Source organism: Collimonas sp. GW821-FHT02H07 (assembly GCF_059421505.1).
Window position 1 is genome coordinate 179,062 of record NZ_JBWKVC010000003.1, and the last position, 16,233, is coordinate 195,294.

General features: G+C 60.6%; 13 protein-coding genes. 2 read left to right on the forward strand and 11 right to left on the reverse strand.

All coding sequences use genetic code 11. The annotated features are described in order from the left end of the window. Window positions 1-2 precede the first annotated feature (2 nt). The 3 genes from tagF to AC07V8_RS06935 all read right to left on the reverse strand — a co-directional run bounded on the left by tagF (window position 3) and on the right by AC07V8_RS06935 (window position 5,978). Window positions 3-989 carry a type VI secretion system-associated protein TagF gene (gene tagF / locus AC07V8_RS06925; RefSeq protein ID WP_494679572.1) on the reverse strand — a complete coding sequence of 329 codons (987 nt, stop codon included), beginning with the start codon at window positions 987-989 and terminating at the stop codon, window positions 3-5. Beyond that, window positions 986-4,924: a type VI secretion system membrane subunit TssM gene (tssM, locus tag AC07V8_RS06930; RefSeq protein ID WP_494721452.1), complete on the reverse strand. Its 3,939-nt coding sequence runs from the start codon at window positions 4,922-4,924 to the stop codon at window positions 986-988. The genes tagF and tssM overlap by 4 nt, the downstream gene beginning before the upstream one ends. Window positions 4,925-5,141: 217 nt before the next feature. Continuing rightward, window positions 5,142-5,978, reverse strand: a complete 837-nt coding sequence (locus AC07V8_RS06935; RefSeq protein WP_494679083.1) for a M15 family metallopeptidase — start codon at window positions 5,976-5,978, stop codon at window positions 5,142-5,144. 153 nt (window positions 5,979-6,131) lie between these two features. Between AC07V8_RS06935 and AC07V8_RS06940 the strand changes: the two genes are divergently transcribed. After that, window positions 6,132-7,058 carry a hypothetical protein gene (locus tag AC07V8_RS06940; RefSeq protein WP_494679082.1) on the forward strand — a complete coding sequence of 309 codons (927 nt, stop codon included), beginning with the start codon at window positions 6,132-6,134 and terminating at the stop codon, window positions 7,056-7,058. Between the two features lie 177 nt (window positions 7,059-7,235). Here AC07V8_RS06940 and AC07V8_RS06945 read toward each other — a convergent pair whose 3' ends face one another. The 8 genes from AC07V8_RS06945 to AC07V8_RS06980 all read right to left on the reverse strand — a co-directional run bounded on the left by AC07V8_RS06945 (window position 7,236) and on the right by AC07V8_RS06980 (window position 14,573). Beyond that, entirely contained in the window at window positions 7,236-9,701 is a 2,466-nt protein-coding gene (locus AC07V8_RS06945; RefSeq protein ID WP_494679081.1) for a sodium-translocating pyrophosphatase, read from the reverse strand. 265 nt (window positions 9,702-9,966) lie between these two features. Next, complete coding sequence (gene adk / locus AC07V8_RS06950; RefSeq protein ID WP_494679080.1) at window positions 9,967-10,623, reverse strand: adenylate kinase; 657 nt, start codon at window positions 10,621-10,623, stop codon at window positions 9,967-9,969. 204 nt (window positions 10,624-10,827) lie between these two features. Next, window positions 10,828-11,592: a 3-deoxy-manno-octulosonate cytidylyltransferase gene (gene kdsB / locus AC07V8_RS06955; protein ID WP_494679079.1), complete on the reverse strand. Its 765-nt coding sequence runs from the start codon at window positions 11,590-11,592 to the stop codon at window positions 10,828-10,830. Between the two features lie 15 nt (window positions 11,593-11,607). Beyond that, a complete protein-coding gene (locus tag AC07V8_RS06960) occupies window positions 11,608-11,802 on the reverse strand; it encodes a Trm112 family protein (protein ID WP_061942518.1) in 195 nt (64 codons plus the stop codon). Next, window positions 11,783-12,826 (reverse strand): tetraacyldisaccharide 4'-kinase, encoded by a 1,044-nt coding sequence (gene lpxK, locus AC07V8_RS06965; protein ID WP_494679078.1) that lies wholly within the window; start codon window positions 12,824-12,826, stop codon window positions 11,783-11,785. The genes AC07V8_RS06960 and lpxK overlap by 20 nt, the downstream gene beginning before the upstream one ends. Beyond that, a complete protein-coding gene (locus AC07V8_RS06970; protein WP_098493473.1) occupies window positions 12,813-13,247 on the reverse strand; it encodes an ExbD/TolR family protein in 435 nt (144 codons plus the stop codon). Before AC07V8_RS06970 ends, lpxK begins: the two co-directional genes overlap by 14 nt. 111 nt (window positions 13,248-13,358) lie before the next feature. Continuing rightward, window positions 13,359-13,964, reverse strand: a complete 606-nt coding sequence (locus AC07V8_RS06975; protein WP_098493474.1) for a MotA/TolQ/ExbB proton channel family protein — start codon at window positions 13,962-13,964, stop codon at window positions 13,359-13,361. A gap of 219 nt (window positions 13,965-14,183) precedes the next feature. Continuing rightward, window positions 14,184-14,573, reverse strand: a complete 390-nt coding sequence (locus AC07V8_RS06980) for a hypothetical protein (protein ID WP_494679077.1) — start codon at window positions 14,571-14,573, stop codon at window positions 14,184-14,186. A 119-nt stretch (window positions 14,574-14,692) separates the two neighbouring features. Between AC07V8_RS06980 and xseA the strand changes: the two genes are divergently transcribed. Beyond that, window positions 14,693-16,054: an exodeoxyribonuclease VII large subunit gene (gene xseA / locus AC07V8_RS06985; RefSeq protein WP_494679076.1), complete on the forward strand. Its 1,362-nt coding sequence runs from the start codon at window positions 14,693-14,695 to the stop codon at window positions 16,052-16,054. The last annotated feature ends 179 nt before the right edge of the window (window positions 16,055-16,233 follow it).

Below are 16,233 nucleotides of genomic sequence, written 5' to 3' on the forward strand. Positions count from 1 at the left end.
CGTCAGGCTCCAATAAATGCTTCACGAAACGAGTCATGAGCCGATTTTAACGATAAGGTGGGTTGCGCCAGGTAGCTGGCGATTTTGGTGATGCTGTAGTCCGTGCTGACCTGTTCTTCGACCCAGTTGGCGTCCTCGAAAGAGATGTGATGCTCCAGCGCCACTTGCGGATCCATGATGGCTTGCAGGGTGCGCGGCGAAGCGCCGCTGAAGCCGATCACCATCGCTGGCCGGTCGTTGAAACGGGTGACGAAGGTCGCCAGCTCGAAATTGCCGCGCAACAGGAAAGGCGTGATCAGGTGCAGCCAGTAGGACGCCACCAGGTTGCGGTACAGCGGATCCTCGGGCAAGGGCATCACCAGGCTCTTTTCCAGGCGCGAGGAAGCGCTCGCCATCACGGGCTGCAACAGGATGCCGAGCGCCAGGATCAGGTGCCGCAAAGAACCCTTGAAGCCGGTGCTGCGCAACATGTTCTCCAGTCCGCCAACGGTCTGGATTTCCATGAAATCGGTGAACGCCGCGTGATAAGCGCCGCTGCCCAGCTGCAAAGGAATGCCGGTAGCGGTCAGGTTTTGCAGGGAAATCGCCGGATCGGTTGCCGCCACCACTTCGGATGCCTGGCTCTCCATGCGGTTCCACAGACGCGAAAAGGCCATCGGACTCTTCGCCGTGAAATCCTGCGGCTCGTCGATTTCCATGGTGCTGACGGCGAGGAAGGGAAAGCGCCGGTTGGCCTGGTCGTTGCTGGCGATCAGATGGCCGGCGATGGCGCGCCGGCTGCGCGGGCCGATGAACGCGAAGTGCAGCGGACTGACGGCGTCGTATGCGATCTTCCAGCGCGGCTCGGCCGACAGCAGGTCCATGGCTTGCGCCAGCCACTCGTCGAGAATCGATACCAGCGGCATGTTGTCGGTAGCCTTGATGAAATCGCCGCGGCTGGGGATTTTTCCGAAATAACCGATATTCGCCAACTTTTCTCCAACGCTCATTGTGCTGCCCCTCCTGCAGTTGCTACGCCTGCCGCAGTGGCCGCCGTTGCTGCTCCTGCCGCTCCCGCCGGTGACGCCGCAGCCGGATTGCCGGCCGGGCTGGCGGCGCTGCCGACGATGGTCTCCGGCAGTTTCAGGCCACGGAAGCCCTGCCCTTGCTGGGCGCCGCCGTCCGGCGCCTTGGCGCTGACTTGCGGGCTGCTGATGATCTTCAGGTTGATCGGCACGGTAATATTTTCATTGGTCCAGCTGAGTTCGAAGTTACCGTCCTTGCGCTTGCGCACCGCCGTGTTGATCAGGCGTTCCAGGCCGAAACGGCCAGGCTGGTTGGCGATTTCGACGGTGCGGCCGTCAAACGTCACCGCCGTGATGCGGGCGCCTGCCACGCCTTGCGGATTAGGCCAGACAAAGTTGGTCCACTGCGCCTGGGTATTGCGGTAGCGCAGTTGCTGGCCATCGATTTCGATGGTGTACTCGGTGGTGCCGGCAGCCGGCAGCGCCTGGATCTGGAACACGGTTTGCGCATCGGCCGCAGCCCCGCCGCCGCCAGCCGCCGCGGCGCTGCTGGCGCCCAGCGGCGCAACCCAGCGCGCGAAGCTCGACACCATGGTCGGCGACAAGGTGATGCCCATGTCGGCCCAGGTCTTGGCCGCCAGCGTATCGCCGCGGCGTACCACCAACGGTCCCATCGAGGCATTCACGAATTTCGCGATGCTGCCGTCCGGGCCGAAGGTCTGGCCGATCTCGGCGCTGGTCGCCTCGATCTTCGAATTGGCGGCAAACGGATATTTCTCGGCCAGGGTTTTCTCGAACGGCGCGTACACCTGCGCCGCCCAGGTACGGTTCATCTCAGCCTCGGTCGGCTTGATGGTGACGGCGAAAGCCTGGATCAGCGGCCGCACCAGGATCGGACGGATCGCCTGTTTCTGTGAATCGCTCATGCCGACCAGCATTTGCTCATCGACATATTTGAGCGCATCCGCCAGTTCCGAGCCGCTGCCGTTCAAGGTCTGCTGCATCAGCTGATTGGCGCCCGGACCGGTATCGCCCTGGTTCTTGATCTGGTTGAAGCGGGTACGCAGTTTCGACAAGGTTTCCATGTAGCCGCGCATCAGCGTGGCGTTATTGTCCTTGGCGCTTACCATGCGCGCCACGCCGGCGAACTCCTTGCCGACCGGTCCCATCGGCATTGCAGCGGCGTCGGGGCTGGCATTGACGTTGACATTCACGTTAACCCCGGACGGCGCCTGTCGCAGGATGGTTTGCTTGAACCAGGCGACCACGCCGCTTTGCGCGCGTCCCAGGCTGCTGTTGATCAGCGAAGGGTTATCCCACGAGGTCTGTTCATACACCGCGCTGACGAACTTGTTGATCGGCGAAGTGGACGGATCGCCGAAACGGTTCATGGCCTTGACCGCGTTGTCGAAGCCGCCGAGGTCGGCGATATTCGCGCCTTGCATGAACTTCTGCCATTCCTTGGCGTACTCGGTCTTGTACTGCGTGACCAGCGCCTTCTGGATCTGCTCCGGGCTGCCTTCCAGCGTCAGGTCGTCGCTGGAGGCGGTCTTCAGCACCCAATCCGCGCTTTGCAGTTCCTTGTTGGCAGCTTCCTTGAACGCGCCCTGGACGAACTTCTCCCAGGCGTCGCGTGTGAAAGTCCCTGGAATCGCATAGCTGCCGACGATCAGTTCCTTGTCCTGGTCGCCGACGATGCTGGCCACAGTGATCGAAGGGAAACGGGTCGAGGCGCGCGCCTTGATATCGGCATACACGCGATCCCTTGCCGCCATGCCGCGCACCACGCGGCGCAGGTTGTCGCGCGACTGGTCGACCAGGGTCAGCTTGCTTTCGATGGTCGGCCAGGACGGATCGCTGATTTGCGACAGGTAGAAACTCATCAGGCGCTCGGCGCTGCGGATCATCTGTTCACGCGTCATGTTGCCGCGGTTGCTTTCCAGCCAGCCGCGCCAGAAGCGGGTCAGCTGATCGTTCAGATGGCTCGACTCGGCACGCTGGCGGTCGCTCAGCATCAGATAGGTTTTGAGGGCGTTGTAGCCGTCTTCGACATTGGTCGGCGAGGAATCCTTGTATTGCTGGGTAGCGCCGCTGCTGCCTGTCGCAGCCGCTGTCTGGGCGCTGGCACCCGGCGCGGCGCCGCCAGCCGCGGGCTGGCCCGGCTGCCCGGCTGCTGCGCCCGCCGCCGGCGCCGTCGCGCTGGTCAGCTGCACCGGATGCGACATCGGTTCCAGCTGCCCGGCATGCGCATTCATTTCAGACAGGAAGGATTCGATATTCGCCGTGACCGGCTTGAGCATGATGTCCTTGACGCCGGCGAAGTATTCTTCCCGCAGCTTCTGCTGCAGCAGGTCGCCCTGATACAGGCCGAAGCCCAGTGACAGCGGACGACCGTGGTCATACTTTTGCAATTGCTCGATACGGTCTTGCAGGATTTCCATCGCTTCAAAGCGCGATTGCAGGTCGATCCGTTTTTCCTGCAGCTTGATGGCCTTGTCCAGGTCCGCCTGGACGTTGGCGGTCAACTGGCGGTTGCCGATGTAGGACCAGCTCCAGCCTGCCAATGCCAGGCCGACGAAGGCGGTCGCGGCGAAGAACATGGTGTAGCGCAGGCGCGTCTTGTGGCGGCTGGCGTATTGCGACACCAGGTCCTTGTCGGCAAAAATGACTTTGCGGAACAGATTGAGCAGGAAGAAGCCATGCTTGGAGTGGATTTCCGGACGCTCGAGCGCTTGCAGCTTGAGATCGAAACGGTCGGCGATCCGTTCTGAGGAACTGCTGATGCCGCTGCCTTCCTGCAAGGCGCTGGTGAAATAGAAGCCGCGGAATACCGGCTTGAACTGGAACGGGTTTTCTTCAAACAGGGTGGCAATGAACGCGCGCAGGGAGCTCTTCACCGCAGCGAATTCGAGCGGGAAAGTCAGCACGCCCGGCGGCAGGCGGTCGCCGCGGTTCAGGGCCATGTTGGCCAGGCTGATTTCCTTCAGGCCGTCAAACAATTCGTCAAAGCGTTCATCGAAATGCGCCAGCACATCCTGGCTGCTGGTCTTTCTGTTGTACGGCAGCGTGGCGCCCCATACGCGGTCCTTTTCGCCGCGGTCCATGTCGACGAAGAATTCGGTAAAGCCGGTGATCAGGTCGGCCTTGGTGAACATCACGTAGACCGGCGCAAAGACTTCCAGTTTCTCGGTCAGCTCCTGCACGCGCTGGCGCAGATTCTTGGCCAGGTTGATGCCGAACTCGGGACGGTTGCCGGCCAGCTCGGCGACGCTGACGGCGATGATGATGCCGTTGATAGGCGCGCGGCTGCGGTGTTTTTTCAGCAGGCCGAGGAAGCTGAACCATTCGGCGCGATCTTCCTCATGGACGGAATAGCGTCCTGCGGTATCCAGCAGGATGCCGTCGGTGGTAAAGAACCAGTCGCAATTGCGGGTGCCGCCTATGCCCTGCACGATGTTGCTGTTCTTGTCGGCCAGCGGGAACTGCAGGCCGGAGTTGGCGACCGCCGTGCTTTTGCCGGCGGCAGGATTGCCGATGATCATGTACCACGGCAATTCATACAGCGCGGTGGCGCCGGATTTTTCACCAAGCTTGGAATTCTTGATGGTGGAAATGGCTTCCAGCATCCGCTTGCGGATGGTCTCAGTCTCGTCGCGGCCGACAGCGCTAGGCTTGTCGGCGGCTTTCTCAGCCTGCCCTTCCAGCATGTCGCTCAGGTTTTGCGACGCCTTTTTAGTACGCTGCTTGCGGTACAGCCAGACCAGGCCCCAGACCAGCAGGACCGCGACCAGGAAAATCACAACCCAGATGCCGTCGACCTGCAGGGCATCCGCGGCAAGAAAGAGAAAACAGGCCAGGGCCACAAAACCGACGATTGCCAGAGTGCGTGCATTCGTCAAAAATTGCCAAATTCGTTGCATAGGTATCAGTAATTAAGTAATTGATTCTTTTGAAAGTGATGCAAAACGGCAATTTCCACCGGCAGCCATGACGATAGCCGATTCAGCGTCACGACTGCAGGTTGTTGCTCGCTGTTGCTTTTACGCAACAGCAAATCTGCCCTGTTCGACACGGACATCCGCGCCTGACTGCATCAACCTAAACGGTAAATCTGGATTGCACTGCAAAACAGCTGTTTCATTTTTTCATTACACCCGGCTTGCGGAACTCCACGTGCCCCAGGTCCATCATTTTCCAGCGGCCGCCCCAGGTCAGCCCCACCGATTCAGCCACTTCGCCATACAGCTGATAACCGCGCATGGCCCACGGATCTTTCTCCGTAATCACCAGCTTGCCGTTGCGCATGAACGCCGAATCGGCGGCCAGGCCATACTGGTGGTAACTCTGGAATGCCTTGGCATTGGTCACGCTGCCCCCCATCTGCGCCAGCGCATTCTGCCGTTCCGGACTGCGGTACCCTTCGATAATCACCATGTCATAACCATGCTGCTCTTTCATGATCTTGAAAGTCATCAGCAGGCGCTGGGTGAAATCGGCATCCAGCTGCTGCCAGTTGCGGCTGGCGCTATCCAGCATCGGCCGCACCTGCGCCACTTCCTGGGTAGTAAAGACCTCAGGCGGCAACGGTGGCGGCGGTACTAATTGCTCTCCTTCCAGCAGCGCGGCGATCTGCTGGTTCACAACTTGCCCTGAATCATCATAGCTGCCCAGCATCGCTTTTCCACTCAACATCCAGGCAATCAACGGTGGAATCAGCACAACCGCCGTTCCTGCGAGTAGAATCAAATGATGTTTTTTAATAAACTGCCAAGTCGAGAGTCTCGACGCTTGCAGGTTTTGCGTAAAGGATTTTGTTGTCCTCGACCGGCGTTCTTTCCAGTTCTGGACCTGGGCGCCGAGTTGCTGCCGCCCTCTAAGCAGTGCCGAAAATACAATTTCACGGGCAGCCGGAAACAACAGCAGACCCGAGATGCCGCAGGCGAGTATGAAATAAAGAGCAACGGCTAAGACCAACGCAAATACCTTTCGTTAATATTACCAAAAAAAAATTGTACTTTTTTGGTAATATATTGCCAGTTGACATATTTAGTTGTCAGAGAGTATACCTTATCAAACTGGGCGTCACGTCGGTCTGTGTTTAATACCTGACATTTGGAGAACTGTGTCTTGCAACCATCAGAAGAAACTGCGCGCGGCTCTGTAAAACCGAATTTGCTATCGGGTTCGACGTCGGCAGACAATCGCAGCGGGAGCATCCTGAACGCTCTGGAGGGCAAGGACTCTCCTGCGAAAGGCATTGCGCAAAAGAAATCCGGCGTAGTGCGCGGCGCTGTCGTGCTGGCCTTGCTGGCAGCGATCGGGGCCGGCGGTTTTTTTGCCTGGAATCAACGCAGCAGCCAGCTTGCCGACGCCACTGCGGCCAGCACGCCGGCTGCACCTACGCCGGCCGCGCCGAAAGAATTGCCGTCAAGCACTCCGATCCTCGCCGCCAATACGTCCGCGCCTGAAAAAGCCGAATCGCAAGCGGCGGTCATCGAAAACGATCCGGCCGTCCACGCTGACAAATCCGACGCAGCCGCCGACCAGGCGCCTGCCGATCCGCGCGCCAAGCTGACCGAGAGCCTGGAAGCCGGCGTGCCGGTGACTGCCACTTCGCTGAAGAGCGCGCTGGAAGAACCGAAGCCGGCAAAGGCGAAACCTGTCGCAAAGAGCGTGAACGCGCCGCTGGTGAATCGCAATGTGCCGGACAAAAAAGCAGTTGCGCAGAAACCGGTAAAAGCCGCCAGCACGCCGCCCGACAGCGACGTGAATATATTGACCGCGCTGGTGTCGCACGGCGACAGCGTGAGTGAACCGGCCAAGCCTAAAGAGACCGCGAAATCCAAGCAGCAAGCCAAAAAGAAAGCTGCCGAACCGGTGCTGGCGCAAAACAGCGCCGACGGACCGGATATCGTTGAGCGCAAAGCCGGCGACAGCACCGCCGGCCTGCTGCAGCGCTGCCACCAGCTCGGCATGATCGAAGGCGAACTGTGCCGCTGGCGCATTTGCTCCGGGCGCTGGGATACCGATACGGCGTGCAAGGTCAATCGCTAAGCGCTTGCCAACCGCATCAAAAAAACCAAAGGACATCGCGTGATGTCCTTTTTCATTGTGGCTATCCCATTCTGATACGCGTGGCGCAAGCAGTCAGCTGCGCACATCTGAGCGGACACCTGATTAGGAATCCGCAAGGCGGCCTGCCGCTGCCGCCCTGCCCAATCCGGCCCCGCCTCAGCGTACGCTCACCTCGACCCGCCGCGCCTCGGCGTTGTCGCCGCTGCCGGTAGTCACCTGCGGTTTCTCCAGCACGATCGCGTCTTCCGCCACGCCGCCGATCAGCAGCAGCGCCTTGACGCTCTTGGCGCGTTCCTTGGAGATTTCTTCATTCTTGGCCGCATCGCCGGTGGTGTCGTGGAAGCCGCTCACCACCACTTTGGCGTCGCTCTTGGCCTTGGCGGCTTCGATGACCGGCGCCAGCTTTTCGCTGGTGTCGGCCGGCGCCTCCGACTTGCCCGATTCGAAATAAATCACCGCGGACGGCGCCGAAGCCGGCGCAGTCGCCGCTGCTGCGGCGCTGCCGGGGCTGGCCGTTTCAGCTGCGGGCGCCGTAACCGGCGCCGGCACCAGGATCACCTCAGGCCCCGCAACCGCCTGGTTCATGCCGCTCCCCGGCAGCAAAGGCACCAGCAGCAAGGCCACGATGTTGATGATCTTGATCAGCGGATTGACCGCCGGACCGGCCGTATCCTTGTAGGGATCGCCGACCGTGTCGCCGGTCACCGCCGCCTTGTGCGCCTCCGAACCCTTGCCGCCATGGTTGCCGTCCTCGATATATTTCTTGGCATTGTCCCAGGCGCCGCCGCCGGTGGTCATGGAGATCGCCACGAACAGGCCGGTGACGATGGTGCCCATCAACAGGCCGCCCAGCGCCGCCGGACCGAGGATCAGGCCGACCAGGATAGGCACCACCACCGGCAGCAGCGACGGGATGATCATTTCCTTGATCGCCGACGAGGTCAGCATGTCGACCGCCTTGTCGTACTCCGGCTTGCCGCTGCCGTCCATGATGCCTTTGATGTCGCGGAACTGGCGCCGCACCTCGATCACCACCGCGCCGGCGGCGCGGCCCACGGCTTCCATCGCCATCGCCCCGAACAGGTAAGGGATCAGGCCGCCGATGAAGAGGCCGACGATCACCAGCGGATTGGAGAGATCGAAGACGGTGCTCTTGCCGACCGAATCAAGGGCATGGGTGTAATCGGCGAACAGCACCAGCGCCGCCAGGCCGGCCGAGCCGATGGCATAGCCCTTGGTGACCGCCTTGGTGGTATTGCCGACCGCGTCCAGCGGATCGGTAATCGCCCGCACCGAATCCGGCAAGCCCGACATTTCGGCGATGCCGCCGGCGTTATCGGTGATCGGACCGTAGGCGTCCAGCGCCACGATGATGCCGGCCATCGACAGCATGGCGGTAGCGGCGATGGCGATGCCGTACAGGCCGGCCAGCCAGTAAGACGCGAGGATGGCGACGCACACCGCCAGCACCGGATAGGCAGTCGATTTCATCGAGACGCCGAGACCGGCGATGATATTAGTGCCGTGGCCGGTGGTGGAAGCTTGCGCAATGTGGCGCACCGGCTTGAAATCGGTGCCGGTGTAATACTCGGTGATATAGACCATCAAGCCGGTGAGGACAATGCCGATGAAGGCCGAGCTCATCATTGGCACGCGCATCGGCTCCGGCAGGATCAGCCAGGTCACTACCGCAAAACCGGCCAGGCTCAGGATCGCCGCCCACCACAGGCCGGTATACAGCGCCGACATGATTTTCTTCCCAGGCTTGGCCTTGACCATGGAACAACCGATGATCGAGGCCAGGATGGAGACGCCGCCCAGGGCAAGCGGATACAGCACCGCCTGCAATTCAGCGCCATGCACCAGCAGCGAACCGAGCAGCATGGTGGCGATCAAGGTCACCACATAGGTTTCGAACAGGTCGGCCGCCATGCCGGCGCAGTCGCCGACATTGTCGCCGACGTTATCGGCGATCACCGCCGGATTGCGCGGGTCGTCTTCCGGAATGCCGGCTTCCACCTTGCCCACCAGGTCGGCGCCGACGTCCGCGCCCTTGGTGAAGATGCCGCCGCCGAGACGGGCGAAAATCGAAATCAGCGAAGCGCCGAAGGCCAGCCCGATCAGCGGCCGGATGACATCATGCAGCGACGCGCTGGCAGGGCCGGTGAAAGCCAGCAGCCACAGGAAAAACAAGGTTACGCCGAGCAAGCCAAGGCCCACCACCAGCATCCCGGTGATGGCGCCGCCGCGGAAGGCGACGTTCAGCGCCGGCCCCATGCCCTTGGTGGCGGCTTGGGCGGTGCGCACATTGGCGCGCACCGAGACATTCATGCCGATGAAGCCGCAGGCGCCCGACAGCACCGCGCCGATCAGAAAGCCGGCGGCGGTCACCAGCCCCAGTCCCGGCAGTATGGCAATCACGATAAACAGCACCGCGCCGACGATGGCGATGGTGCGGTACTGGCGCGCCAGGTAAGCAGCGGCGCCCTGCTGGATCGCGGCGGCGATTTCCTGCATGCGTGGATTGCCGGGATCCTGCTTCAATATCCAACTGCGTGAAACCAGCCCGTAGATAACGGCAATGATGCCGCAAGCAACGGCAAACCATAGACTTGATGCCATGTTGACTCCTCCTGTTTTTCGAACGGCTGCACGACAAAATAAGACAATCACACCATTTCACCGGTCTGCGCGACGCCAACCTGGCGCCTGCGATTCCCGGCCGATACCGCGTAATGCAAAATTTTTCGTTGCCCTTTTATTTTCAGTGAGATGCTTGGGCTGGCTTTGACAGGTTGCTGCCTGAAGATTGGCGCTTGGATTTATTCTAAATGACTTTGCCGGAAAGTATTGATTAAAAGAAAAAGCGGACCGAAGTCCGCTTTCTTTATGCTTCCAATGCCGCAAACGCGCTATCGCGTATCTGCTCGACCGGACCGACGCCGGCGATCTTGCGATACTTGGGCGCGCCCGGCAAGCCGGCCTTGGCCCAGTCGCCGTAGTAATTGACCAGCACCTCGGTCTGTTCGTGATACACGGACAAACGCTTCTTGACGGTTGCTTCCTTGTCGTCGTCGCGCTGGATCAGGTCTTCCCCGGTGACGTCGTCCTTGCCCTCCACTTTCGGCGGATTGAACTTGGCGTGGTAAGTGCGGCCCGAGGACAGATGCACACGGCGGCCGCTCATGCGTTCGATGATGGCGCTGTCGGGAACATCGATTTCCAGCACGTAGTCGATAGCCACTCCCGCCTCTTTCATCGCGTCCGCCTGCGGAATGGTGCGCGGGAAGCCGTCGAACAGGTAGCCGTTGGCGCAATCCGACTGTTTCAGGCGGTCCTTGACCAGGCCGATGATGATGTCGTCGGAGACCAGGCCGCCTGCGTCCATCACCTTCTTCGCTTCAATGCCTAGCGGAGTGCCAGCCTTGACTGCTGCGCGCAACATGTCGCCCGTGGAAATCTGCGGAATGTTGAATTTCTCTTTAATGAAAGTCGCTTGCGTGCCTTTACCGGCACCAGGCGCTCCTAAAAGGATGAGGCGCATGTTGAAGTCCTAAGGTGAGTTTGTGAATTGATTGTGGCGACGGCGCACAGCGAACTGGCAGCGACGTCTCCTGAGATGCTTATTTATATCACGCTATCTTTGCATGAAACTTACCATACAATTTTACCAAACAGCGCGCTTTGCCCATGATTTGGGCACGATTTCTGTTGGCTCAACGATGATTTTCTATCATTTCCTGGTATTTCATGCAGTGAAAAAACGGCGCACCCGCTCCAGGTCTTCCGCCGTATCGACGCCGGGCGCCGGCGCCGCCGGCGCAATATGCACCGCGATCGGATAGCCGTGCCACAGCACCCGCAGCTGTTCCAGCGCTTCAATCTGTTCCAGCGGCGACACAGCTAAAGTCGGATAGGTTTGCAAAAAACCATTGCTGTAGGCGTACAGGCCGATATGGCGCAAGGGCTGGTAGCCGGCCGGCAGGCTCTGCTGCGTTTGCGCAAAACCGTCCCGGTGCCAGGGAATCGTCGCCCGTGAAAAATACAGGGCGCGCCCGGCCTGGTTCAGGACGACCTTGACCACATTCGGATTGAATACGTCGGCGACAGCATCGATGGCGTGCGCCGCGGTCGCCATCGGCACTTCGGCGCTGATCTGGGCGGCAGTGGCCGCGATCAGGGCCGGATCGATCATCGGTTCGTCGCCCTGCACGTTGACCACCACGGCATCGGCCGCCAAGCCCAGCGCCGCCGCCACTTCCGCGATGCGGTCGGTGCCGGAGGGATGGTCGGCGCGCGTCAGGCGCGCGGCAATCCCATGTTGCGCGCAAACCGCCAGGATTTCCGCATGGTCGGTGGCCACGATCACCTGCGCCGCGCCGGACTGCGCAGCGCGCTCGGCGGTGCGCACGATCATCGGCTTGCCGCCGATATCGGCCAGCGGCTTATTGGGCAGGCGGGTGGAAGCCAGCCGCGCCGGAATGATGACCGTGAAAGGCTTGCTATGACTCACAGTGTCTCCCGCCACTCAGGCTGCAGGAGCCGCGCCGGCGGCCGGAGCGTTGAGGTCGCGCGCCTGGTCGGCCCACATGATGGGGATGCCGTCGCGGATCGGATAAGCCAGCTTGTCAGCGTTGCAAATCAGTTCCTGGGCTTTCTTGTCGTGATGCAGCGGCCCTTTGCAGATCGGGCAGACCAGGATGTCAAGCAGTTGAGTGTCCACGGAGTTTCTCCAGAATTTGATGTGACAGTGCGGCGTCAATCTGCGCCGTCACCGGAACGACCCAGATGCGCGGGTCGTTTTTAATAGAAGCTATTTGCCGACATTTTACTGCATCCTTTTCCGTGATCAGGATCAGCTCTGCCTGCAGGGCGGTAAACGGGTTGTCGGAAAAATCATGATGATCGGGCAAGGCCAGCGTCTCGAACTTCAGGCCGGCCGCGCTCAGCATGCTGAAAAAGCGTTGCGGATTGCCTATCCCGGCCGCCGCGGCAATCTTCAGCGCCGGATCGCGCAAGCTGGCCAGCGCCCGCGTCTGCGCCGGATCGGCCAGGCGTTCGGCTTGCTCACCCACCAGCTGCATGCGGATCGAATCGGCCGGCATGGAGGCAGGAATCGCGGGGGCATTGACCACGGTAAAGTCGCGCCGGCGCGAAGCCGGTTCGCGCAAGGGCCCGGCCGGCAGCAGCCAGCCGTTGCCGGCGCCGCGGGAATCGAACAGGACGATTTCGATATCGCGCTGCAAACGGTAATGCTGCAAGCCGTCGTCGGACAAGATCAGGTTGACCTCAGGATGCGCCTGCAGCAAGGCTTGCGCCGCCGCCACCCGGTCGCGCCCGACCACCACCGGACATTGGGCGCGGTCGGCGATCAGCAAGGGTTCGTCGCCGACTTCGGCCGCCAGCGAAGTGGCATTCACCTGCCGTACCTGTGATTTTCCGTCGGAAGATTGCGCCGCATAGCCGCGCGAGATCACGCCCGGCACGTAGCCGGCCTGGCGCAGGGCTTGCACCAGCCAGATCGTCAGCGGCGTCTTGCCGGTGCCGCCGACAAAGATGTTGCCGACCACGATCACCGGCACCGGCAGACGGATGCTGGCCTGCCAGCCGGCGGCATAGAGCCGGCGGCGCAACGCCGCCAGCAAGCCGAACAGCAGCGACAGCGGCCACAGCAGGCATGCCAGCAAGCCGCGCCGCTGCCAGGCGGCGCTCAGGGTCGATTCAAGCGAGCTTTTACTTGTGGCCACTAGTCTGCGCGGCAAACGTGATCTTGTCGAAACCCGCCAGACGCGCAGCTTCCAGCACATTGATCACGGTCTGATGGGTCGCCATGGCGTCGGCATTGATGATCACTACCGGATCCGCCTTGGACTGGCCATCGGCCTGCACCGCATTCTTCAGGTCCAGCGCCAGCGACGCCGCATCCTTGGACGACACCTGCACGTTGTTCACAGCGTACTGGCCCTGCGGATTGACCGCGACGTTGATCTCCTGCGGCTGCGTCATGGCCTTGTCGGCATCGGCAGTCGGCAAGGTGATCTGCAGCGCGGTGAACTTGCTGTAGCTGGTGGTCACCATCAGGAAGATCACGATCACCAGCAAGACATCGATGAACGGAATCAGGTTGATTTCAGGGTCCTCGCGGCCCTTGCCTTTACGGAAATTCATATACTTTTCTTTGTGATTTTGACTGTTTTTCTAGTCAGTTGGGGACAGAGCCGCACGGGGAGTGTAATTCGCCACGCTACGGTGGCTCTTAAACTCTGTCCCACAATTATTTTACTTACGGGCACCATGGACTGTATCGACAAATTTTACAGCCTGCTGCTCCATATCGACGACAAAACCGTCCACCAGGGCACGGAAATGGCGATAGAAAATCAAGGCAGGCATGGCGATCGCCAGGCCGAAGCCGGTGTTATACAGCGCCACCGAAATGCCATGGCCCAGCTGCGTAGGATCGGCGCCGGCGCCGGTTGTCGCGCCAAAAATTTCAATCATGCCGACCACCGTGCCGAACAAGCCCATCAGCGGCGCCAGCGAGGCAATCGTGCCCAGCGTGGTCAGGAAACGTTCGAGGTCATGCGCAGTCGCCTGGCCGGCCTCTTCGATCGATTCCTTCATCAGGTCGCGCGGCGCATCGACGTTGCGCAGGCCGGCAGCCAGCACCCGGCCCAGCGGCGAATTGGAAGCCAGGTTGGTCAAGACGTCGTCATTGATCTTGCCGTTGTGATAAACCCGTATCACTTCCTGCAACAGTTGCGGCGGCAGAATCCGCGGGCGGCGCAAATAAACGAGACGTTCGATAATCAATGCGGTGGCAATGACTGAGGCAATTAACAATAACCAGATCGGCCAGCCCGCAGCTTGAATAATGGCAAACAAAAGAAACTCCTTGGTGAGGTACTAATACAGTAGAGCGTATCGGTGAGACGGGGTCGCCGAGACAAATGCAGATGAGGGGGTTCATCGGCATGGATGCAGAATGTAACTTGTTGACGGCTTGCGGGCAAGCGCGACAAGCATTGCTGAGCAGAAATTTTTATCGCGGTGTTTTCCACTGTGTTCCATGTTGATAAAACGCTTCTCGTAGTTTCACACACATTATGTGAACAAGATTGTGGACAAGTAGCGAACTCGATATTGAAGTCCATGATTTAAAAGGAATTTTTCCCGCCGCTTAAAAAACAGGCAGATTTTGCCGGCGGCACACGCGCAAAGTTTTCCACAGATTTTGGGGATAACTTTGTGCACAAGCGCGCTGGGTTCATCTGAAGTCATTGATTGGAAATGCATTTTCACCAGTGTGAAGGAATGCTGCAAATGCGCCTGAAACGCGTATCTGCGGACGGCGAGAAGGATTTTCACCATCATCCGTGATCGTTTTGCCATGCTTGCCTGGCGCATATCCGGCGCATATCCACAAGCCGGCAGAAATCCACAGTTACCCACAGAATATGTGGATAAGCTTGTGCGCAAGCCCACTGCTTTCATGACAAGCCCTTGATTTGTTTCGCTTTTCCATTGCTGTGCAGCGGCTGTGCTTTACAATGTCAGCGCTCCTGCTGCGCTCGCCGCAGCGGACCAGGTAATCATTTGAATCGAAAGCCCGCATGAATCTCTCCAGCCCTCCCGATAATCGTTCCGACGGACCGCAGATGTTGACGGTCTCCGCCTTGAATCAAGCCGTTGCGCGGATGCTGGAACGCAGTTTTCCACTGGCCTGGGTCTCAGGCGAAATCTCGAATTTCAAGAGCTACGCATCCGGCCACTGGTACTTCACGCTGAAGGACGATGCAGCGCAAGTGCGCGGTGTGATGTTCAAGGGCCGCGCCCAGCATGCCGGCTTTACCCCGCGCGACGGCGACAAGGTGGAAGTGCGGGCCCTGGTAACCCTGTACGCCGCGCGTGGCGACTACCAGCTCAATGTCGAAGCGATCCGGCGCGCCGGCGTCGGCAATCTGTACGAAGCGTTTTTGCGCCTGAAAGAAAAACTCAACGCGGAAGGCTTGTTCGATCCGGCGCGCAAGCGGCCGCTGCCGCCGTTCGCCCGAACCATCGGCATCGTCACCAGCCTGCAGGCGGCGGCGCTGCGCGACATCCTGACCGCATTGGCGCGCCGGGCGCCGCATGTGCGCGTGATCCTGTACCCGACGCCGGTGCAAGGCGACGGCGCCGCGGAAAAGATCGCACGCGCCATCAACACCGCGGCGGCGCGCGCCGAATGCGAGCTGCTGCTGGTGTGCCGCGGCGGCGGCAGCATCGAAGACCTGTGGTCGTTCAATGACGAAGCGGTGGCGCGCGCGATCGTGGCGGCGCCGATGCCGGTGATTTCCGGCGTCGGCCACGAAACCGATTTCACCATTGCCGACTTTGCCGCCGACCTGCGCGCCGCCACGCCGACCGCTGCTGCCGAGCTGGCTACAGTACCGCGCGGCGACTGGCTGGCGACGCTGGAAGCGCACGCCGACGACCTCACCCGCGCCTTGCGCCGGCAGCTGGGAGAAGCCAGCCAGACGCTCGACTGGCTGGGACGCCGCCTGAGCAGCCCGGCCACCACCATTGCCCATGAACGGGTCAAGCTGCAAAGCCTGCACAGCCGCTTGCTGCACGCCACCCGCATTCCGCTGACGCAGTCGCGCTACGCCCTGCTCAACCTGCGCACCCGCATGGCGGCACAGATCCCCGATACTGCGGCGCCACGCAGCGCACTGCTGGAGCAGAGCCGCCGTCTCGGCAGCGCGCTGGCGGCAAAAAACAGGGACCGGCGGCAGGCGCTGGCCGCGCTCAATGCGCAACTCGAACTGCTGAATCCGCAGCGCACGCTGGAACGCGGCTACGCCATCGTTTCCGATGCCAAGGGACATGTGATCCGCACGCCGCAAGCCTTGCAGCCGCGGCATTTCGTCACTGTCCAGCTAGCCGAAGGCAGCGCCAGGGTCGGCATCGACAGCGTGCAAGCAACGCTCGACTGAGTACGGGCTTCACAGAAAGCGGCGCAAGCCGCATATCGGGTCGAATAAAAAGGCGCCGGAAAGCGCAAGCATGCTGCATGGAATAGCTAAGCGCTTTACAATAGCTCTTTCCTGGAAACTGTTCATCACTTGTACTTGTATAGGCAACAGCTTCTTTGTAATCCCAATAAAACTATAGG

Coding starts and splice junctions, on each gene's coding strand:
- tagF (WP_494679572.1), bottom strand. CDS start 989: ATGAGCGTTGGAGAAAAGTTGGCGAATATCGGTTATTTCGGAAAAATC.
- tssM (WP_494721452.1), bottom strand. CDS start 4,924: ATGCAACGAATTTGGCAATTTTTGACGAATGCACGCACTCTGGCAATC.
- AC07V8_RS06945 (WP_494679081.1), bottom strand. CDS start 9,701: ATGGCATCAAGTCTATGGTTTGCCGTTGCTTGCGGCATCATTGCCGTT.
- adk (WP_494679080.1), bottom strand. CDS start 10,623: ATGCGCCTCATCCTTTTAGGAGCGCCTGGTGCCGGTAAAGGCACGCAA.
- AC07V8_RS06970 (WP_098493473.1), bottom strand. CDS start 13,247: ATGAATTTCCGTAAAGGCAAGGGCCGCGAGGACCCTGAAATCAACCTG.
- AC07V8_RS06980 (WP_494679077.1), bottom strand. CDS start 14,573: ATGAAAGCAGTGGGCTTGCGCACAAGCTTATCCACATATTCTGTGGGT.
- xseA (WP_494679076.1), top strand. CDS start 14,693: ATGAATCTCTCCAGCCCTCCCGATAATCGTTCCGACGGACCGCAGATG.